General features: G+C 49.6%; 11 protein-coding genes. 5 read left to right on the forward strand and 6 right to left on the reverse strand.

Features of this window, described 5'->3' with window-relative positions:
• Positions 1-64 precede the first annotated feature (64 nt).
• The 3 genes from DFP83_RS10795 (at position 65) to purN (ending at position 3,316) form a co-directional block, all read left to right on the forward strand.
• Positions 65-1,516 carry a TrkH family potassium uptake protein gene (locus DFP83_RS10795; protein ID WP_110575608.1) on the forward strand — a complete coding sequence of 484 codons (1,452 nt, stop codon included), beginning with the start codon at positions 65-67 and terminating at the stop codon, positions 1,514-1,516.
• A gap of 92 nt (positions 1,517-1,608) precedes the next feature.
• On the forward strand, positions 1,609-2,664 hold the full coding sequence (purM, locus tag DFP83_RS10800) for a phosphoribosylformylglycinamidine cyclo-ligase (protein WP_110575609.1): 1,056 nt from the start codon (positions 1,609-1,611) through the stop codon (positions 2,662-2,664).
• Between the two features lie 10 nt (positions 2,665-2,674).
• A complete protein-coding gene (purN, locus tag DFP83_RS10805) occupies positions 2,675-3,316 on the forward strand; it encodes a phosphoribosylglycinamide formyltransferase (RefSeq protein ID WP_110575611.1) in 642 nt (213 codons plus the stop codon).
• Here purN and DFP83_RS10810 read toward each other — a convergent pair.
• Positions 3,313-4,047 (reverse strand): DUF3108 domain-containing protein, encoded by a 735-nt coding sequence (locus DFP83_RS10810; RefSeq protein ID WP_110575613.1) that lies wholly within the window; start codon positions 4,045-4,047, stop codon positions 3,313-3,315. The genes purN and DFP83_RS10810 overlap by 4 nt on opposite strands.
• Before the next feature lie 174 nt (positions 4,048-4,221).
• On the opposite strand from DFP83_RS10810, the gene fadE reads away from it, so the two are divergent.
• Complete coding sequence (gene fadE, locus DFP83_RS10815) at positions 4,222-6,684, forward strand: acyl-CoA dehydrogenase FadE (protein ID WP_110575615.1); 2,463 nt, start codon at positions 4,222-4,224, stop codon at positions 6,682-6,684.
• Positions 6,685-6,757: 73 nt separating this feature from the next.
• On the opposite strand, the gene DFP83_RS10820 is transcribed toward fadE, so the two are convergent.
• The 4 genes from DFP83_RS10820 to rnhB all read right to left on the reverse strand — a co-directional run bounded on the left by DFP83_RS10820 (position 6,758) and on the right by rnhB (position 11,338).
• Positions 6,758-7,978, reverse strand: a complete 1,221-nt coding sequence (locus DFP83_RS10820) for a multidrug effflux MFS transporter (RefSeq protein WP_110575617.1) — start codon at positions 7,976-7,978, stop codon at positions 6,758-6,760.
• Positions 7,979-7,988: 10 nt separating this feature from the next.
• A complete protein-coding gene (locus tag DFP83_RS10825; RefSeq protein WP_110575619.1) occupies positions 7,989-9,764 on the reverse strand; it encodes a 5'-nucleotidase C-terminal domain-containing protein in 1,776 nt (591 codons plus the stop codon).
• Positions 9,761-10,705 carry an isopenicillin N synthase family dioxygenase gene (locus tag DFP83_RS10830; RefSeq protein ID WP_110575621.1) on the reverse strand — a complete coding sequence of 315 codons (945 nt, stop codon included), beginning with the start codon at positions 10,703-10,705 and terminating at the stop codon, positions 9,761-9,763. Before DFP83_RS10830 ends, DFP83_RS10825 begins: the two co-directional genes overlap by 4 nt.
• A 66-nt stretch (positions 10,706-10,771) precedes the next feature.
• On the reverse strand, positions 10,772-11,338 hold the full coding sequence (gene rnhB, locus DFP83_RS10835; protein ID WP_110575623.1) for a ribonuclease HII: 567 nt from the start codon (positions 11,336-11,338) through the stop codon (positions 10,772-10,774).
• A 98-nt stretch (positions 11,339-11,436) separates the two neighbouring features.
• Here rnhB and DFP83_RS10840 point away from each other — a divergent pair, with 98 nt between their 5' ends.
• The gene (locus tag DFP83_RS10840) at positions 11,437-13,008 is read left to right on the forward strand and encodes an AbgT family transporter (protein ID WP_110575625.1); all 1,572 of its coding nucleotides are present in this window, start codon (positions 11,437-11,439) and stop codon (positions 13,006-13,008) included.
• On the opposite strand, the gene DFP83_RS13850 is transcribed toward DFP83_RS10840, so the two are convergent.
• A complete protein-coding gene (locus DFP83_RS13850; RefSeq protein WP_110575627.1) occupies positions 13,005-14,309 on the reverse strand; it encodes a methyl-accepting chemotaxis protein in 1,305 nt (434 codons plus the stop codon). The genes DFP83_RS10840 and DFP83_RS13850 overlap by 4 nt on opposite strands.
• Positions 14,310-14,368: the final 59 nt, after the last annotated feature.

The raw sequence follows: 14,368 nt of genomic DNA on the forward strand, positions 1-14,368 counted from the left end.
CGATCTTTGCCCGTTTGAAATGATTATTTATGTATTTTTTTGTGTTTCTACAAAGGGTTAACCATTGAATATACATGCAACCTTGCGGCTGTTGGCGTGGCCATTTCTGTGGATAGGCACTATTCAGCTCGTTTTTGCAGTGCTATCGATGCTGGTGTTTAGGGATAAGACCTTTACTCAGTTTTTAGATGGCTCACTTATTTGCTTTTCCCTTTCGTTGTTGGTGTATTTGCGTTATCGCAAGGTCAGTATGGCGCGTTTGTACTACCGCGAAGCGCTCGCCTTTGCCACCATGACATGGTTTTTTATGGGCGTGCTCGGTGCCCTACCTATCATGTTCATCACAGGTGTCAGTTTCACCGATTCAGTGTTTGAATCAGTCAGCGCGATGACCACCACAGGTGCCACGATCTTGACCGGGCTCGATCATATGCCCAAAAGCTTCCTACTGTATCGACAGTTTCTGCAATGGATGGGGGGCTTGGGTATCGTTATTTTCGTGGTCGCTATTTTGCCCATGCTCAACGTCGGTGGTATGCGCTTGCTTAAGGCGGAAACCCCCGGCCCCATTAAAGACGATAAGATTGCTCCTCGTGTCGCCAAAACCAGTCGCTATTTATGGCTGGTTTATTTGTGTTTAACCCTCGCCTGTGCCTTGAGCTATTGGCTTGCCGGTATGAGTGCGTTTGATGCCATTGCTCATTCGTTTTCTACTGTATCTACGGGTGGCTTCTCGCCCTATGACGCCAGTATGGGTCATTTCAATAGTCATACGATTTTGGGCGTTGCCGATGTATTCATGGCGCTCGGTGCCATCAGTTTTGCGTTGCACCACAAAAACTTTACCGTACGCTCACTTAAAGGGTACTGGCAGGACGAGGAAACACGCTACTTTATCTTAGCGATCCTCACAATTTCTGCCATTTTAACGGCGATGGCGGTGGTCAATCATACCCATCCTTCATTCTGGGTGTCGGTCTCGCAGGCGGTGTTTCACGTCATTTCGTTTATGACCAGTACCGGCTTTGGCGCCGATGATCTATCCGCGTGGCCTGCCGCTACCGCGGGCTTTTTGATTATTGCGAGTTATCTCGGTGGCTGTGCCGGCTCAACGGCAGGCGGTAATAAGTTTATCCGCAACATTATTACTTTCCGTGCGATAAAGCATCATATGTTGCAAGCAATCCACCCCAGTGCGGTCATTCATGTTCGTTACCAACATAAGGTGGTGCGCACGCCTGTGCTCGCGGCGGTCACCAGCTTTATACTGCTGGTGGGTATTTGCAGTATGATGCTTACGGTTTTACTGATGATGACGGGGTTAGACTTTTTCAGTGCGTTTAGCGCGGTATCGGCGTGTATTAACGTATTAGGTCCTGGGTTTGGCGAAGTATCGAGTAATTTTATTCCTGTCACCGATAGCGGCACTTGGTTGCTGACCTTTGCCATGATCTTAGGTCGCCTAGAGTACTTTACCGTACTGACCTTATTGTTGCCCAAGTTCTGGCGCGATTAGTTTTCCGCGTAAAACCACCGAATGGGAGTACCTATTCGGTGGTTTTTCATGCTAAACTTGCGCGCAAATTTTTTGCCGCTTAGGAACTGCTCGTGAGTAACAATAAACCCTCGTTAAGCTACAAAGACGCAGGCGTTGATATCGACGCTGGCAACGCGCTTGTTGATCGTATTAAAGGTGTCACCAAACGGACCAGTCGCCCCGAAGTCATGGGCAATATCGGTGGTTTTGGTGCATTATGCGAGATTCCTGAAGGCTACAAAAAGCCGGTGCTGGTCTCGGGCACCGATGGCGTAGGCACTAAGCTGCGTCTGGCGATTGATTTAAAACAACACCGTGGCGTGGGGATTGACCTGGTCGCGATGTGTGTCAACGACCTCATTGTACAGGGTGCTGAGCCGCTGTTCTTCCTCGACTATTATGCAACTGGCAAACTCGACGTTGATGTGGCTGCGGATGTGGTGACCGGTATTGGCGATGGCTGCGAGCAGTCAGGTTGTGCATTGATTGGCGGCGAAACGGCAGAAATGCCTGGCATGTATGAGCACGGTGATTTTGATTTAGCGGGTTTCTGTGTTGGTGTTGTCGAAAAGGATGACATCATCGATGGCACTAAAGTTGCCGAAGGTGACGCGCTGATTGCTCTGGCTTCAAGCGGCCCTCACTCCAATGGCTATTCGTTAATCCGCAAGATTATTGAAGTCAGCGAAGCGGATTTGGAGTCACACCTCGAGAATCGTACGCTCGCTGAACACTTACTTGAGCCGACACGCATTTACGTGAAGTCAGTGTTAGAACTGATTAAGCAAGTGCCTGTACACGCGTTGTCGCATATCACCGGGGGTGGTTTCTGGGAAAACATTCCACGCGTACTGCCAAAAGGCGCTAAAGCCGTTATCGACGGTAATAGCTGGGAATGGCCGGTGATCTTTGACTGGTTAAAAGAAAACGGCAATGTCAGCATGCGCGAAATGTACCGCACCTTTAACTGTGGTGTGGGCATGGTCATCGCAGTACCAAACGCTGAAGCAGAGCGAGCCGTTGAACTACTTAACCAGCAAGGCGAAGACGCTTGGGTCATTGGTCGTATCGCTGACGCGGCTGAAAACGACGAGCAAGTTGAGATTTTAGCTGACGAAACCCGCTAGTGGACGGCTCATGAAACGTATTGTAGTGCTGATTTCGGGCACCGGCTCGAACATGCAAGCGATTGTTGATGCTTGCGAAAAACAACAGATTAACGGCGAAGTTGTCGCCGTTATTGCTAACAAAGAGACCGCCAAAGGGCTTGGCAAAGCAGCGGATCGCGGCATTGCTACGCATGCTTTGTCGCACAAAGCGTTTGATAGCCGAGAAGCGTACGATGCTGAATTACAAGCACTGATTGATACCTATCAGCCTGACTTAGTGATCTTAGCTGGCTTTATGCGCATTCTCACGGCTGACTTTACGCGCCACTTTGCCGGTCGCATGTTAAATATCCACCCGTCGTTATTACCTAAATATAAGGGTGTTAACACGCATCAACGTGCATTAGATGCAGGCGATAAAGAACACGGTGTTAGTGTTCACTTCGTGACCGAAGAGCTTGATGGCGGCCCTGTGGTGTTACAGGCGAAAGTCCCAGTATTTGAGGGTGACACGGGCGATGACTTGCAGGCGCGCGTGCACGAGCAGGAGCATCGTATTTACCCGTTAGTGGTTAAATGGTTTTGTGATGACCGCCTTGCACTCGGTGCACAAGGCGTTGAGCTTGATAACCAGCCGCTCGGGCCGCAAGGCTACGCCAGCGAGGATTAATCCTCGCTTGGCTTGGGGTAGGTCACCTCGGTCAATGACATAGTGGCTTGCTCGTCGCCCTCTTTAAACTGTTGTAGTTGCACCAGCAAGTAATCCATTTCGGGCGCGAACCAATAATAGGTTTCGCGCTTTTTATTATCCCGCACGCGTTCTACTTTAATCGTATCCAGTTTTCCATACGGCGTATTGATACGTTCCTCGCCCAGTCGTTGAAAGCGGTATGTTTTGCTATTGCCCTCTTCATCCATCACCGCGTAGTTTAACGGGTCACGCTCAGCAGCCACATCGAGACGTAACTTTTCGGCAACCGAACCTTCATCATATAACGCGCCCTGCCAAGCGATATCGATAGCCTCGCCAGATGCGACATTGACGGCTTGATGTGTATCGGCATCAAAGCGGGCATGAAACGCACGGTCTGATCCTGTGCCCTCGCGCTTATATTGGAAGTCGACTGGAATAAAACCTTGTTCATCACTCACCCAAAACACCGATTCGGTGGTTCGCTCATCGGATAAAATGAACCAAGAAATATCCGTGTGGCCGTATAACTGCCATGCGCCCGCATCGGTTTGGCTCAGATAACGCTGCCCTGTTCCATAATCACTGCCGCCGCGGGTGATACTGTACTCTGCTTTATAAGGCACCAGCTCAACAGGCTCTGCCGAGACTGCCACACTGGTCAGCGCGGCCGCCGCCCATACCATTGAGGTGATTAAATTTTTCGCCATCGGAGACTCCTTTTTGCGTTAACTCCGTATCTATATAACCGCCCTACTGGCAGCTTGCCTGTACACTCTATGACAAAAGATTCAAACAGGTGTTCAAATTTTTCTTGAAAAACACAGCCGTCTGATCTAATTTGCACATATTACTGGTCAGACCTCTAACTTGGAGTGATTTATATGAGTGTCGCACTTTGGATCATCGCAACCCTTCTGGTTGCCGGTGTATTAACTTACAAACGCGCCAGCCTGGTTGCTTTTAGCGCCGGCCTCGTCGCGATGTTTGCCGTTGGCAGCTTAGCTGGCATCGTTGGCCCTGTTCTATGGGTCATTCTTGCCGTTATTTTGGTGCCATTGAACATTACTTCAATCCGCCAAAGCTTACTCACTAAGCCTATTCTAACGGCATTCCGCAAAGTAATGCCAGAAATGTCAGACACTGAGCGTGACGCGTTAGAAGCGGGTACCGTTTGGTGGGAAGGCGAAGTCTTTGGTGGTGACCCAGACTGGAGTAAATTGCACAACATTCCTAAGTCTGAGCTGACTGCTGAAGAAAAAGCGTTCTTAGAAGGTCCTTGTGAAGAAGTTTGCAAGATGCTTGATGACTGGCAGGTCACGCATGAGCTGACTGACATGCCTGAGCATGTATGGCAATACCTCAAAGACAACAAGTTCTTCGCGATGATCATCAAGAAGGAGTATGGCGGTCTTGAGTTTTCTGCGTATGCGCAGTCACGCGTTTTGCAGAAGCTTGCGGGTGTCAGTACGGTATTGGCATCCACCGTAGGTGTACCTAACTCATTAGGTCCGGGCGAGTTGCTGCAGCACTATGGTACTAAAGAGCAACACGATCATTACTTGCCACGCCTTGCAAAAGGTGACGAGATCCCATGCTTTGGCTTGACCAGTCCAGAGGCGGGTTCTGATGCTGGCGCGATTCCTGATTCGGGTGTGATTTGTAAAGGTGAGTGGAACGGCGAGGAGATCGTCGGTATCAAGCTTAACTTCAACAAACGCTACATCACCCTTGCCCCTGTTGCGACGGTCATTGGTCTTGCATTTAAAATGTACGATCCAGACGGTTTACTGGGCGACAAGAAAGAACTAGGTATTACCTGTGCGTTGATTCCTCGTGATACCGACGGTGTTGAAATCGGTCGTCGTCACTTCCCGCTTAACGTACCGTTCCAAAACGGTCCGATTCGCGGTAAAGATGTGTTCGTACCGCTTGATTACATCATCGGTGGCGCGAAAAACGCAGGTAAAGGCTGGCGTATGCTGGTTGAGTGTTTGTCCGTGGGACGTTGTATTACCCTACCTTCAAACAGTGCCGGTGGTATCAAACAAATGGCATTGGCAACCGGTGCATACTCTCGCATCCGTCGTCAGTTCAAATTACCTATCGGTAAAATGGAAGGTGTTGAAGAGCCGATGGCTCGTATTGGTGGTAACGCCTACTTAATGGATTCGGTAACAACCTTAGCGACTGCGGGTATCGATTTAGGTGAGAAACCATCGGTTATCTCGGCTATCGCTAAATACCACATGACCGAGAAGTTGCGTGCCTGCATGGATGACGCGATGGATATCCACGGTGGTAAAGGTATCTGCTTAGGTCCAAACAACTATTTGGGTCGTGGTTACCAAGGCGTACCGGTGGCGATTACCGTTGAGGGTGCAAACATTCTGACTCGTAGCATGATGATTTACGGTCAGGGCGCTATCCGTTGCCATCCTTATGTACTTGAGGAAATGAACGCTTCTGCTGAAAGCGGTCCAGATGCTTTGAACAAATTCGATAAAGCCTTGTTTGGCCATATCGGCTTTGCCGCCAGCAACTTTGTCCGTTCTTTCTTCTATGGCTTTGGCGGTCACCGTTTAAGTTCTGTACCGGCAACCGACTCGACCAAGCAGTACTACCAGCAAATGAACCGTTTCAGTGCTAACTTAGCCTTGTTATCGGACGTTGCGATGGGTATGTACGGCGGTAACCTAAAACGTAAAGAGCGTATCTCTGCTCGTTTAGGTGACATGCTGAGCTACTTGTTCATTGGTTCGGCGGTACTGAAGCGCTTCCATGATCAAGGTCGCTTAAAAGACGATTTACCGCTCATGCATTGGGCAATGCAAGATACCTTGTACAAGCTACAAGAAGCGCAAATCGAGTTGTTGCGTAACATGGGTGGCGTCGGTACAGCGATGCGTGTGGTAATGTTCCCATTCGGTCGCATTGCACACCGTCCAAGCGATAAGGCGGACCACAAAGTGGCGCGTATTTTGATGGAGCCGAACGAAGCACGCTCACGTTTAGGCGAAGGTCAGTTCTTGAGTGCCGAAGGTCACTTTGGCTTCTTAGAAGAAACCTTGGTCAACATGATTAAGTGTGAGCCGCTGCATGCGAAGATCTGTAAAGCCGCTGGCGAACGCTTCAGCTTTACTCAGCTCGACGCGTTGGCAGAGCGCGGTCTTGAACTGGGCGTTATCAACGAGGAAGAAGCGGAGTTGATGAAACGCACTGAAGAAGGTCGTTTACGCACCATCAACGTTGATGACTTCGACCCAGCCGATTTACTTGCAGGTCAGGCAGCGTTTGATTACGCGCTGAACAACCTGGCTGGTAAGAAGCAAGGTGAAGCCGCTTAATTCAGCCGCTTCGCTCTACACAAAAAAGGCGCTCCTATGAGCGCCTTTTTTATTGCCTGAATGTGCCAATACCTTACACCTCTGACTCGGGCTCTTCATAGCGCATGAGCCGGTATGTGATAACCGCAATAATACCCGTCGTTCCAATTACCCATGCCATTGCATAATCGGTTAAGCCGCTGACAGAGTTAACGCCCATAGAAACTAAGCCAGCAATTAAAAACTGTAAACTTCCAGTCACTGCCGAGGCGGACCCTGCGCGCTCTTGTTGGTTAGCCAGTGCACCTGCCATGGCATTCGGGAACACTAAGCCCAGCGTTGATATGTAGGCGAATAATGGCACTAGAATGCCCCACACCGGCGCTTTTACATATGCGGCGACCGCCATGCCCGCAGAGACCACTGCAAGAATCGGTAACGAAACATTGAGGATTTTTCGCGCTGAGTAGTATTTTAATAGCCAACCATTCAGTTGAGAAAAGCCGATAATTCCGATCGCATTCGCACCAAACAGCCAACTGTAAGCCGATGGCGTGAAGTCAAAGAGCTCGATAAACATCAACGGTGAACCTGTGATGTAAGCAAATAACCCTGCTTGCGCAATACCCCCCGTCAGTGAATAGCGCAGAAAGCTACGATCTTTCAGTACATCCCAATAAGTGCGTCCGCTATTGCGCATCCGCACATCGTAGCGACGCCCACGGGTTTCGGGCAACACCAAGTGAATCACAAAGGCACAGGCGACTCCGAGCACGCTCACAATCCAGAAAATCGCCCGCCAGCCAAACCACTCGGTTACGTAGTTACCAAATAAGGGTGCCAGGATAGGCGCTACACCCATCACTAAAATTAAAAATGAGAACACTCGCGCTGAAGCCTGAGGGGTGTAGAGGTCGCGCACCACCGCACGGGCAATCACAATACCGGCACAAGCGCCAATCGCTTGAAAGAAACGTAGCACGATTAACCATTCGATATCCGGAGCCCACGCACAGGCAATAGAGGTCACAACGTAGATGGCAAGCCCCACATACAGCGGCTTTTTGCGGCCGAATTTATCGGTCGCGGTACCGTATAAGAGTTGCCCTATGAATAATCCAAAAAAGAACGCGCTGAGCGAGAGCTCAACGCGATGGGTGTCGGTTTGGTAATCTGCCGCAATTGCCGTAAATGCTGGCAAATACATGTCGATGGAAAGCGGCGCGAAGGCTGTCAGCAACGCAAGAATAATAACAACGAAATCAAATCGTGCTGAATCAGATACGGTAAAGGAATCGCGCTGCGTTCCACTCATGTGTTAACTCCTATTCTTTTGCGGGTACAAACTCCTGCGTAGCAAACTGTGTTGGACGCTTGAGTTGATTAAATTGACGCACATAGTCTGCAAAGGCTTGTGCGTAGTCGATACCGGTATTATGGGCGCGACCACGGTCTGACAAAGTGAGGAAAGTTTTGTAACCACTTTGCCCGCCAGCAATGTAACTATTGGTCACCACGCGATAGGTATCCCGTGGTCGTACTGCTTTCCAGGTCTGCTGCTCGTCATCCCACACTTTGATATCCGAGATGCGATCACCAAATCCTTGCTGTAAATTAATTGAATACTGAATGTGTGCACCATACGGATAGGCACCCATACTACCGGCATCCGCGACGGCGAAATTCAGTGCTTCTTCTAATACTTGCTTGAGCTCTGAGCCGCTGATCTCAATGCTCATGAGCGTGTTTCCGTACGGCAACAACTTGTATGCATCGCCCACAGTAAACGCGCCAGGCTCGATATCGCCTCGTGAACCGTCGCCATTTTGAATCGCAAAATCAGCTTCCGGCACCGCGGCTAGAAAGGATTCAGCGATTAAGCGCTGTAAACTTGAACTTTGCTGCTGTCCGCACTCGGCTCGACGAGGCGTGCCGATAGGCTGCGTACAAATGCGTTGCGGCACCTTTGCTAAGACTTCATTAGCAAACGCATCAATCTGCTGTTGATAGATATCTAACCACGCCTGTTGCTGTGTATCGGGCGCTATTCGTGTAAACACACCTGACTGGTCCAGTGCATCTAACACCGGCTGTACAGTTGTCACTGCGCCCGCTTTCGGCTGCACATCGGAGCCGATAAGGTAATGCGGACGTCCGCCGCAATCAGCGATACGGTCACCATCAAAGGTAACTTGCAACTCGCCGACCACTTGGCTGTATTTGTACGCATGCGCAATACACACCGGATCGCCCTCTGCGTTTGTCACTTGCGTGGGATAAGCACCGGCCGCGTCGAGACCAAACTCGCTGAAATCCCCGAGTAAGGTGTGCGAGTCACCTCCAATAATAACATCGACGCCCGGCAGTTTTGCCGCAAAGTCGATATCATTTTGGTATTGCACATGCGTTAATAGAATAATCTTCTCGATGCCCTGCGTCTGTAATTCGGCCACCGCTTGCTTCGCCGCTTCTAATTCATCGGTCAAACGCGTGGTCTTATCCGGATTTGAAGTTTGCATCGTGCGCTTTGCAATCGTTAAGCCAACGATTCCTAGCTGTTCACCACCGCGTTGCACAACAGTGTACGGCTGAAACGAGTCCGTTTGAGTTTGTGGTGTTAACGGTGATACTCCCACCTCTGGCGCGATATTGGCAGATAATTTCGCGGTATCACAGCTCGCGGTGCCAAGTTGATCAAGGAAGGTATCTAATCCTGCATCGCCGGTGTCGAACTCATGGTTACCAATGGTAAAGGCATCAAAGCAGGTATCGTTCATAAAACGCGCATCGGCGGCACTTCCCAAGCGTTTAAAGAACACGCTACCGGTCATCGCATCACCTGCATGAAGCGTCAACACGTTATCGTTATTGACTCGGATCTGATCGATCATCGCCGTCATACGAGGAAAGCCACCGGCTTCAACTTGCCATGCTTGCCCTGCCCAATCAAAGCTCAACTCACTCGGCGCGAGATGCGAATGGTGGTCATTGATATGAGCAATGGTCAATTCAAAAGGTTGTGGCGCCGCGGGCTGCGGCGGCGTCGAAGCGCAGGCACTTAGCAATGCCAGTGCCAGCGACGAAATAACGACCTGTTTCATTTTACTAAACCTATTTCGCGTAACCGTTCCATCAGATAGTCATCAGCGGTAATAGGTTCATCTTTTTGTGGATTTTCTTCAGAAATGCACGATGACAACGGTGTGATCAACACATCGGGATTAAAGTGCAGGAAGAATGGGATCGAGTAACGCGACTTAGCACTGTAAGGCATCGGTGGATTCACCACGCGATGGGTCGTTGATGGCAACTTGTGGTTCGTCAAACGTTGCAACATATCCCCTACGTTACAAATAATTGCACCTTCGATAATGGTCACCGGTACCCAGGTACCGTCTTTTGCAAGCACTTCGAGACCAGGCTCACGTGAACCCACTAATAAGGTTAATACGTTAATATCTTCGTGCGCCCCAGCGCGCACCGATGGTGTACCCTCATCGATGATCGGCGGATAATGCAGCGGACGTAAGATTGAGTTACCCAAGTTCACTTTGTCGCGGAAGAAATCGCGCGGTTGCTCTAAAAACACCGCTAACGCGTCTAATACTTTGTTACCCAGTTTATCGAGTTCTTGGTAGACCAAGGTCATATCGCGTTTAAACTCTGGCAGTTCCTCGGGCCACACGTTAGGTAACAACTGTGGATATGGCGGCTCGCCTTCCAGCTCACGCCCCACGTGCCAGAACTCTTTTAAATCGACGTGTTTTGCATCTTTTGCAATCTCGGTACCAAACGGCGTATAGCCACGCGCGCCCCCTTGGCCCGGGCGGTGATATTTCATCTTCACATCTTCTGGAAGCGCAAATAGATCGCGACAAGTATCTAATGCTCGTTCAATCAACTGTGTATCAACACCATGATTTGTCAGCGCTATAAATCCATATTCTTCGTAGCCGTTACCGACATCCTTGGTAAATGCTTGAAAATCTTCGTCGTAACGACGCATATCCACGTGGGGAATCGAGTGATTGGTTGATTGCATGGGTACATCCGTAAATTGTCGAAAAACAGCAAAACAAAAGGCCGTATAGTTTAAAAAGAAACCGCTTTAATCACAAGCGTTGAGGGCTTCGCGTACCGGCCTAAAACTGCGTCGATGAATAACGCTAGGACCGTGTAGTTTCAGGAGTTCAAGGTGACGCGCGGTGCCATAGGCTTTGTGGCGATCAAATTCATACTGTGGATAGGTTTGGTGCCACTCAAGCATTTGCCTATCACGCTCCACTTTGGCGAGAATCGATGCCGCAGCAATGCTTGGCTCACTCGCATCGCCACCCACCACAGCCCGCGCGGGGACCGCAAGATCAGGCACACGGTTGCCATCGACAAGCACTTCGCTCGGTGCTTCAGGCAGCGCTTCAACGGCGCGTTTCATTGCCAGCATCGATGCCCACAAGATATTCAGTTGGTCAATTTCATCCACATCGCTTTGCGCAATACTCCAGTACAGTGCCTTCTCTTTAATTTCAGCACTGAGCCTTTCGCGTTTTTTTGCACTTAATTTCTTAGAATCATTCAGGCCTTCGATAGGCTGATTCGGATCCAAAATTACCGCGGCGGCAACAACAGGGCCTGCAATGGGACCACGGCCCGCTTCATCTACTCCACAAATCATCGGTTAAAGTCTCTACCTTTATCGAATAACACTGTGATAACATTTTGGACAGTGTTTTTAATTTAATTTCACCATTATAACGTTATTAAGAGGATATCATGAGCGATTCTGAAACGCCTACGCCAACGGCAAAACAGTCGCCGAATACATTGCTGAACAGGTTCCTAGATGGCATCGAAAAAGTCGGTAATAAGCTACCGGACCCGGCAGTGATGTTCTTTGGCTTACTGATTATTGTCGCCTTTGTTTCGTGGGGACTTTCGTATGTCGACTTTGCCGAACGCCACCCCGTCACCGGTGATGCCATCTCTATCACCAATTTATTAGCGAGCGATCAACTGACCTCGTTCCTCACGGGTATGGTCAATACCTTTATGACCTTCGCACCACTCGGTGTGGTATTGGTTGCAATGCTGGGTGTCGGCGTAGCAGAACGTTCGGGCTTTATTAACGTGGGTATCAAATTGATGCTGCGTGTTACGCCCAAAATGCTATTAACCCCCATGCTTATTTTGGTCGCCATTGTCAGTCATACTGCGGTAGACGCAGGCTATGTTTTGGTTATCCCGTTAGGCGGCGTTATCTTTTACGCAGCAGGACGTCATCCGCTCGCGGGTATCGCTGCAGCATTTGCCGGCGTCTCGGGCGGCTTTAGTGCGAACTTTGTACCCTCGGCGATTGACCCTTTACTACAAGGCTTTACCGAGAGCGCCGCACATATTATCGATCCTTCAGTACAGCTGAACCCGCTTAACAACTACGCATTCACAGCCGCCTCTTCATTAGTTGTGGTTGCGATTGGTTGGTTTTTAACCGACAAAGTCATTGAGCCACGTCTCAAGAATGTGCCCATTGATGGCGATCAAGAAGATATGCCGCAACTCGATGATGTCACGCCGCAAGATAAAAAAGCGTTTAAGACCGCGGTGATGACCATGGTCGCGGGTGCCGCCCTGCTGACCTATCTTGCAGTCATAGACCAATCACCACTCGCCGACAGCGAAGGCAATCTTGCCAGTGTGACGGCGCCGATATTTGGCATGATTGTGCCGCTGATTTTCCTGTTTTTTGTTATACCTGGCATTGTGCATGGCTTTGTCGCCAAGACCTTTACTAACTCACAGGATGTTATCAAGGCGATGTCGACCGCGATGGAAGGTATGGCGTACTACATTGTCATGGCATTCTTCTGCGCGCTGTTTATTAAAGCATTCGGCGATTCACAGCTAGGTACGTTGCTGTCCGTCAAAGGTGCCACCTTCCTCGCTTCATTGGAGTTGTCTGGTGGGGTGACCATGGTGGGTATTGTTTTTCTAGTGGCGTTTATCAACCTGTTTGTTGGCTCATCATCCGCTAAATGGGCGCTGATTTCGCCGATTTTAGTACCGATGTTGATGCAACTCGGTTACTCGCCTGATTTGACGCAGGCCGCCTATCGAGTCGGGGATTCAAGCAGTAACATTATTACGCCGTTATTGCCCTACTTCCCACTGATCGTGTTGTACTGTCAGCGCTATGTTAAGAGTACGGGCATTGGTACCTTAGTATCCATGATGCTACCGTACTCGATTGCGTTACTGGTTATTTGGTCTATTTTCTTGGTCCTTTACTGGACACTTGGCATTCCGCTGGGCTTTGGCTCAAGCTACGCTTACCCAGCAGCCGGCTAATGACCCACGTTCAAGCGGGCGACAGCGTTCACTACGTTGTTCGCCCCTTGATCAATTTCCTCCATAATGGCACGAATCTCCTGCATCTGTTCTTCGCCGGTTTGCGCGACCTGCTGGATCGCCGCCATATTTTCAGAAATTCGGGCAGAAACGCCCTCACTCATGGTCATCACTTGACTGATCTCAGCGGTTGCCTGCGTTGTCCGGTTTGCCAACTGCCGTACTTCGTCCGCCACCACAGCAAAGCCCCGTCCATGTTCACCCGCCCGTGCCGCTTCGATCGCTGCATTCAGAGCTAACAGGTTGGTCTGATCCGCCAATGCGTTAATGGTTTTGACCGTGTCGCTAATTTTCACCGATTGTGATTTAAGTTCCATTACGACCGAATCCGCTTGTTCGCTGCGTTTTACAATGTCCGATGCGGTCGAAGTATTGCGCTCGATACCGTGCATGGCATCTTTCACAATATGTGCCGTTTGTAATGAGGTACTTTGTGCAATCTCGGCGGCCTCAGCCGCTTGTTGCGAAGCAATCATGCGCTCAGTAATGTCGGTGGCAAACTTAATTATCGAGGTCACCTCGCCATCGTTATCCTTGATGGGGTTATAGGTGGCTTCTAAATAAATCGTCTCACCGTTTTTGCGATGACGCTTAAACTGCCCGGCTTCAATCTGTCCACGACTTAAAGTTTGCCAAAAGTTCGGGTGCTTCTGATAAAAGCTATCATCACAGAATATACGATGATGTTGACCCTTTAGCTCCTTAAGTTGATACCCCATAGCTCGGCAGAAGTTGTCATTAGCCCACAGTACGTAGCCGTTTGTATCAAACTCAATAGCAGCCATTGAGCGGCTAATCGCTTCGGTTATCGAGCGCTGACGGTTCAACTGTTCAACTTCCGCGGTCACGTCCGAAGCAATTTTAATAATCCGCGATACCTTACCTTTTGAATCACGAACAGGAAAAAAAGTGGCCTCTAACCAAATAATCTCACCCGAGGGACGCACACGCTTAAACCGACCTTTTTTCGCCACTCCCTTTGCTAGATCATGCCAAAACGTCTTATATTCATTTGAAGACGCATGCGCATGACTGCAAAATTGGCGATGATGTTTGTCTTTTATCGCCTGTAATTGACACCCCATGGCTTTTTCAAAAACCGTATTGGCAGCCAACACGATGCCATCAGGAGTAAAATCGATACGCGCGACATGACTATCTATCGCATCAAATGTTGCTTGCAACTGCGCAGCGGACTGTTGCGCTTCTACTAACTGTTGTTTCAATTGCCGATTAAACATCTTTCCTCCCGGCGTTTTAGAGCGCATGCTCTAAAAATAACGTACTTTTATCCTCGCAA

The organism is Idiomarina fontislapidosi (genome assembly GCF_003226255.1).
In the GTDB taxonomy this organism is placed as follows: Bacteria; Pseudomonadota; Gammaproteobacteria; order Enterobacterales; family Alteromonadaceae; genus Idiomarina; species Idiomarina fontislapidosi.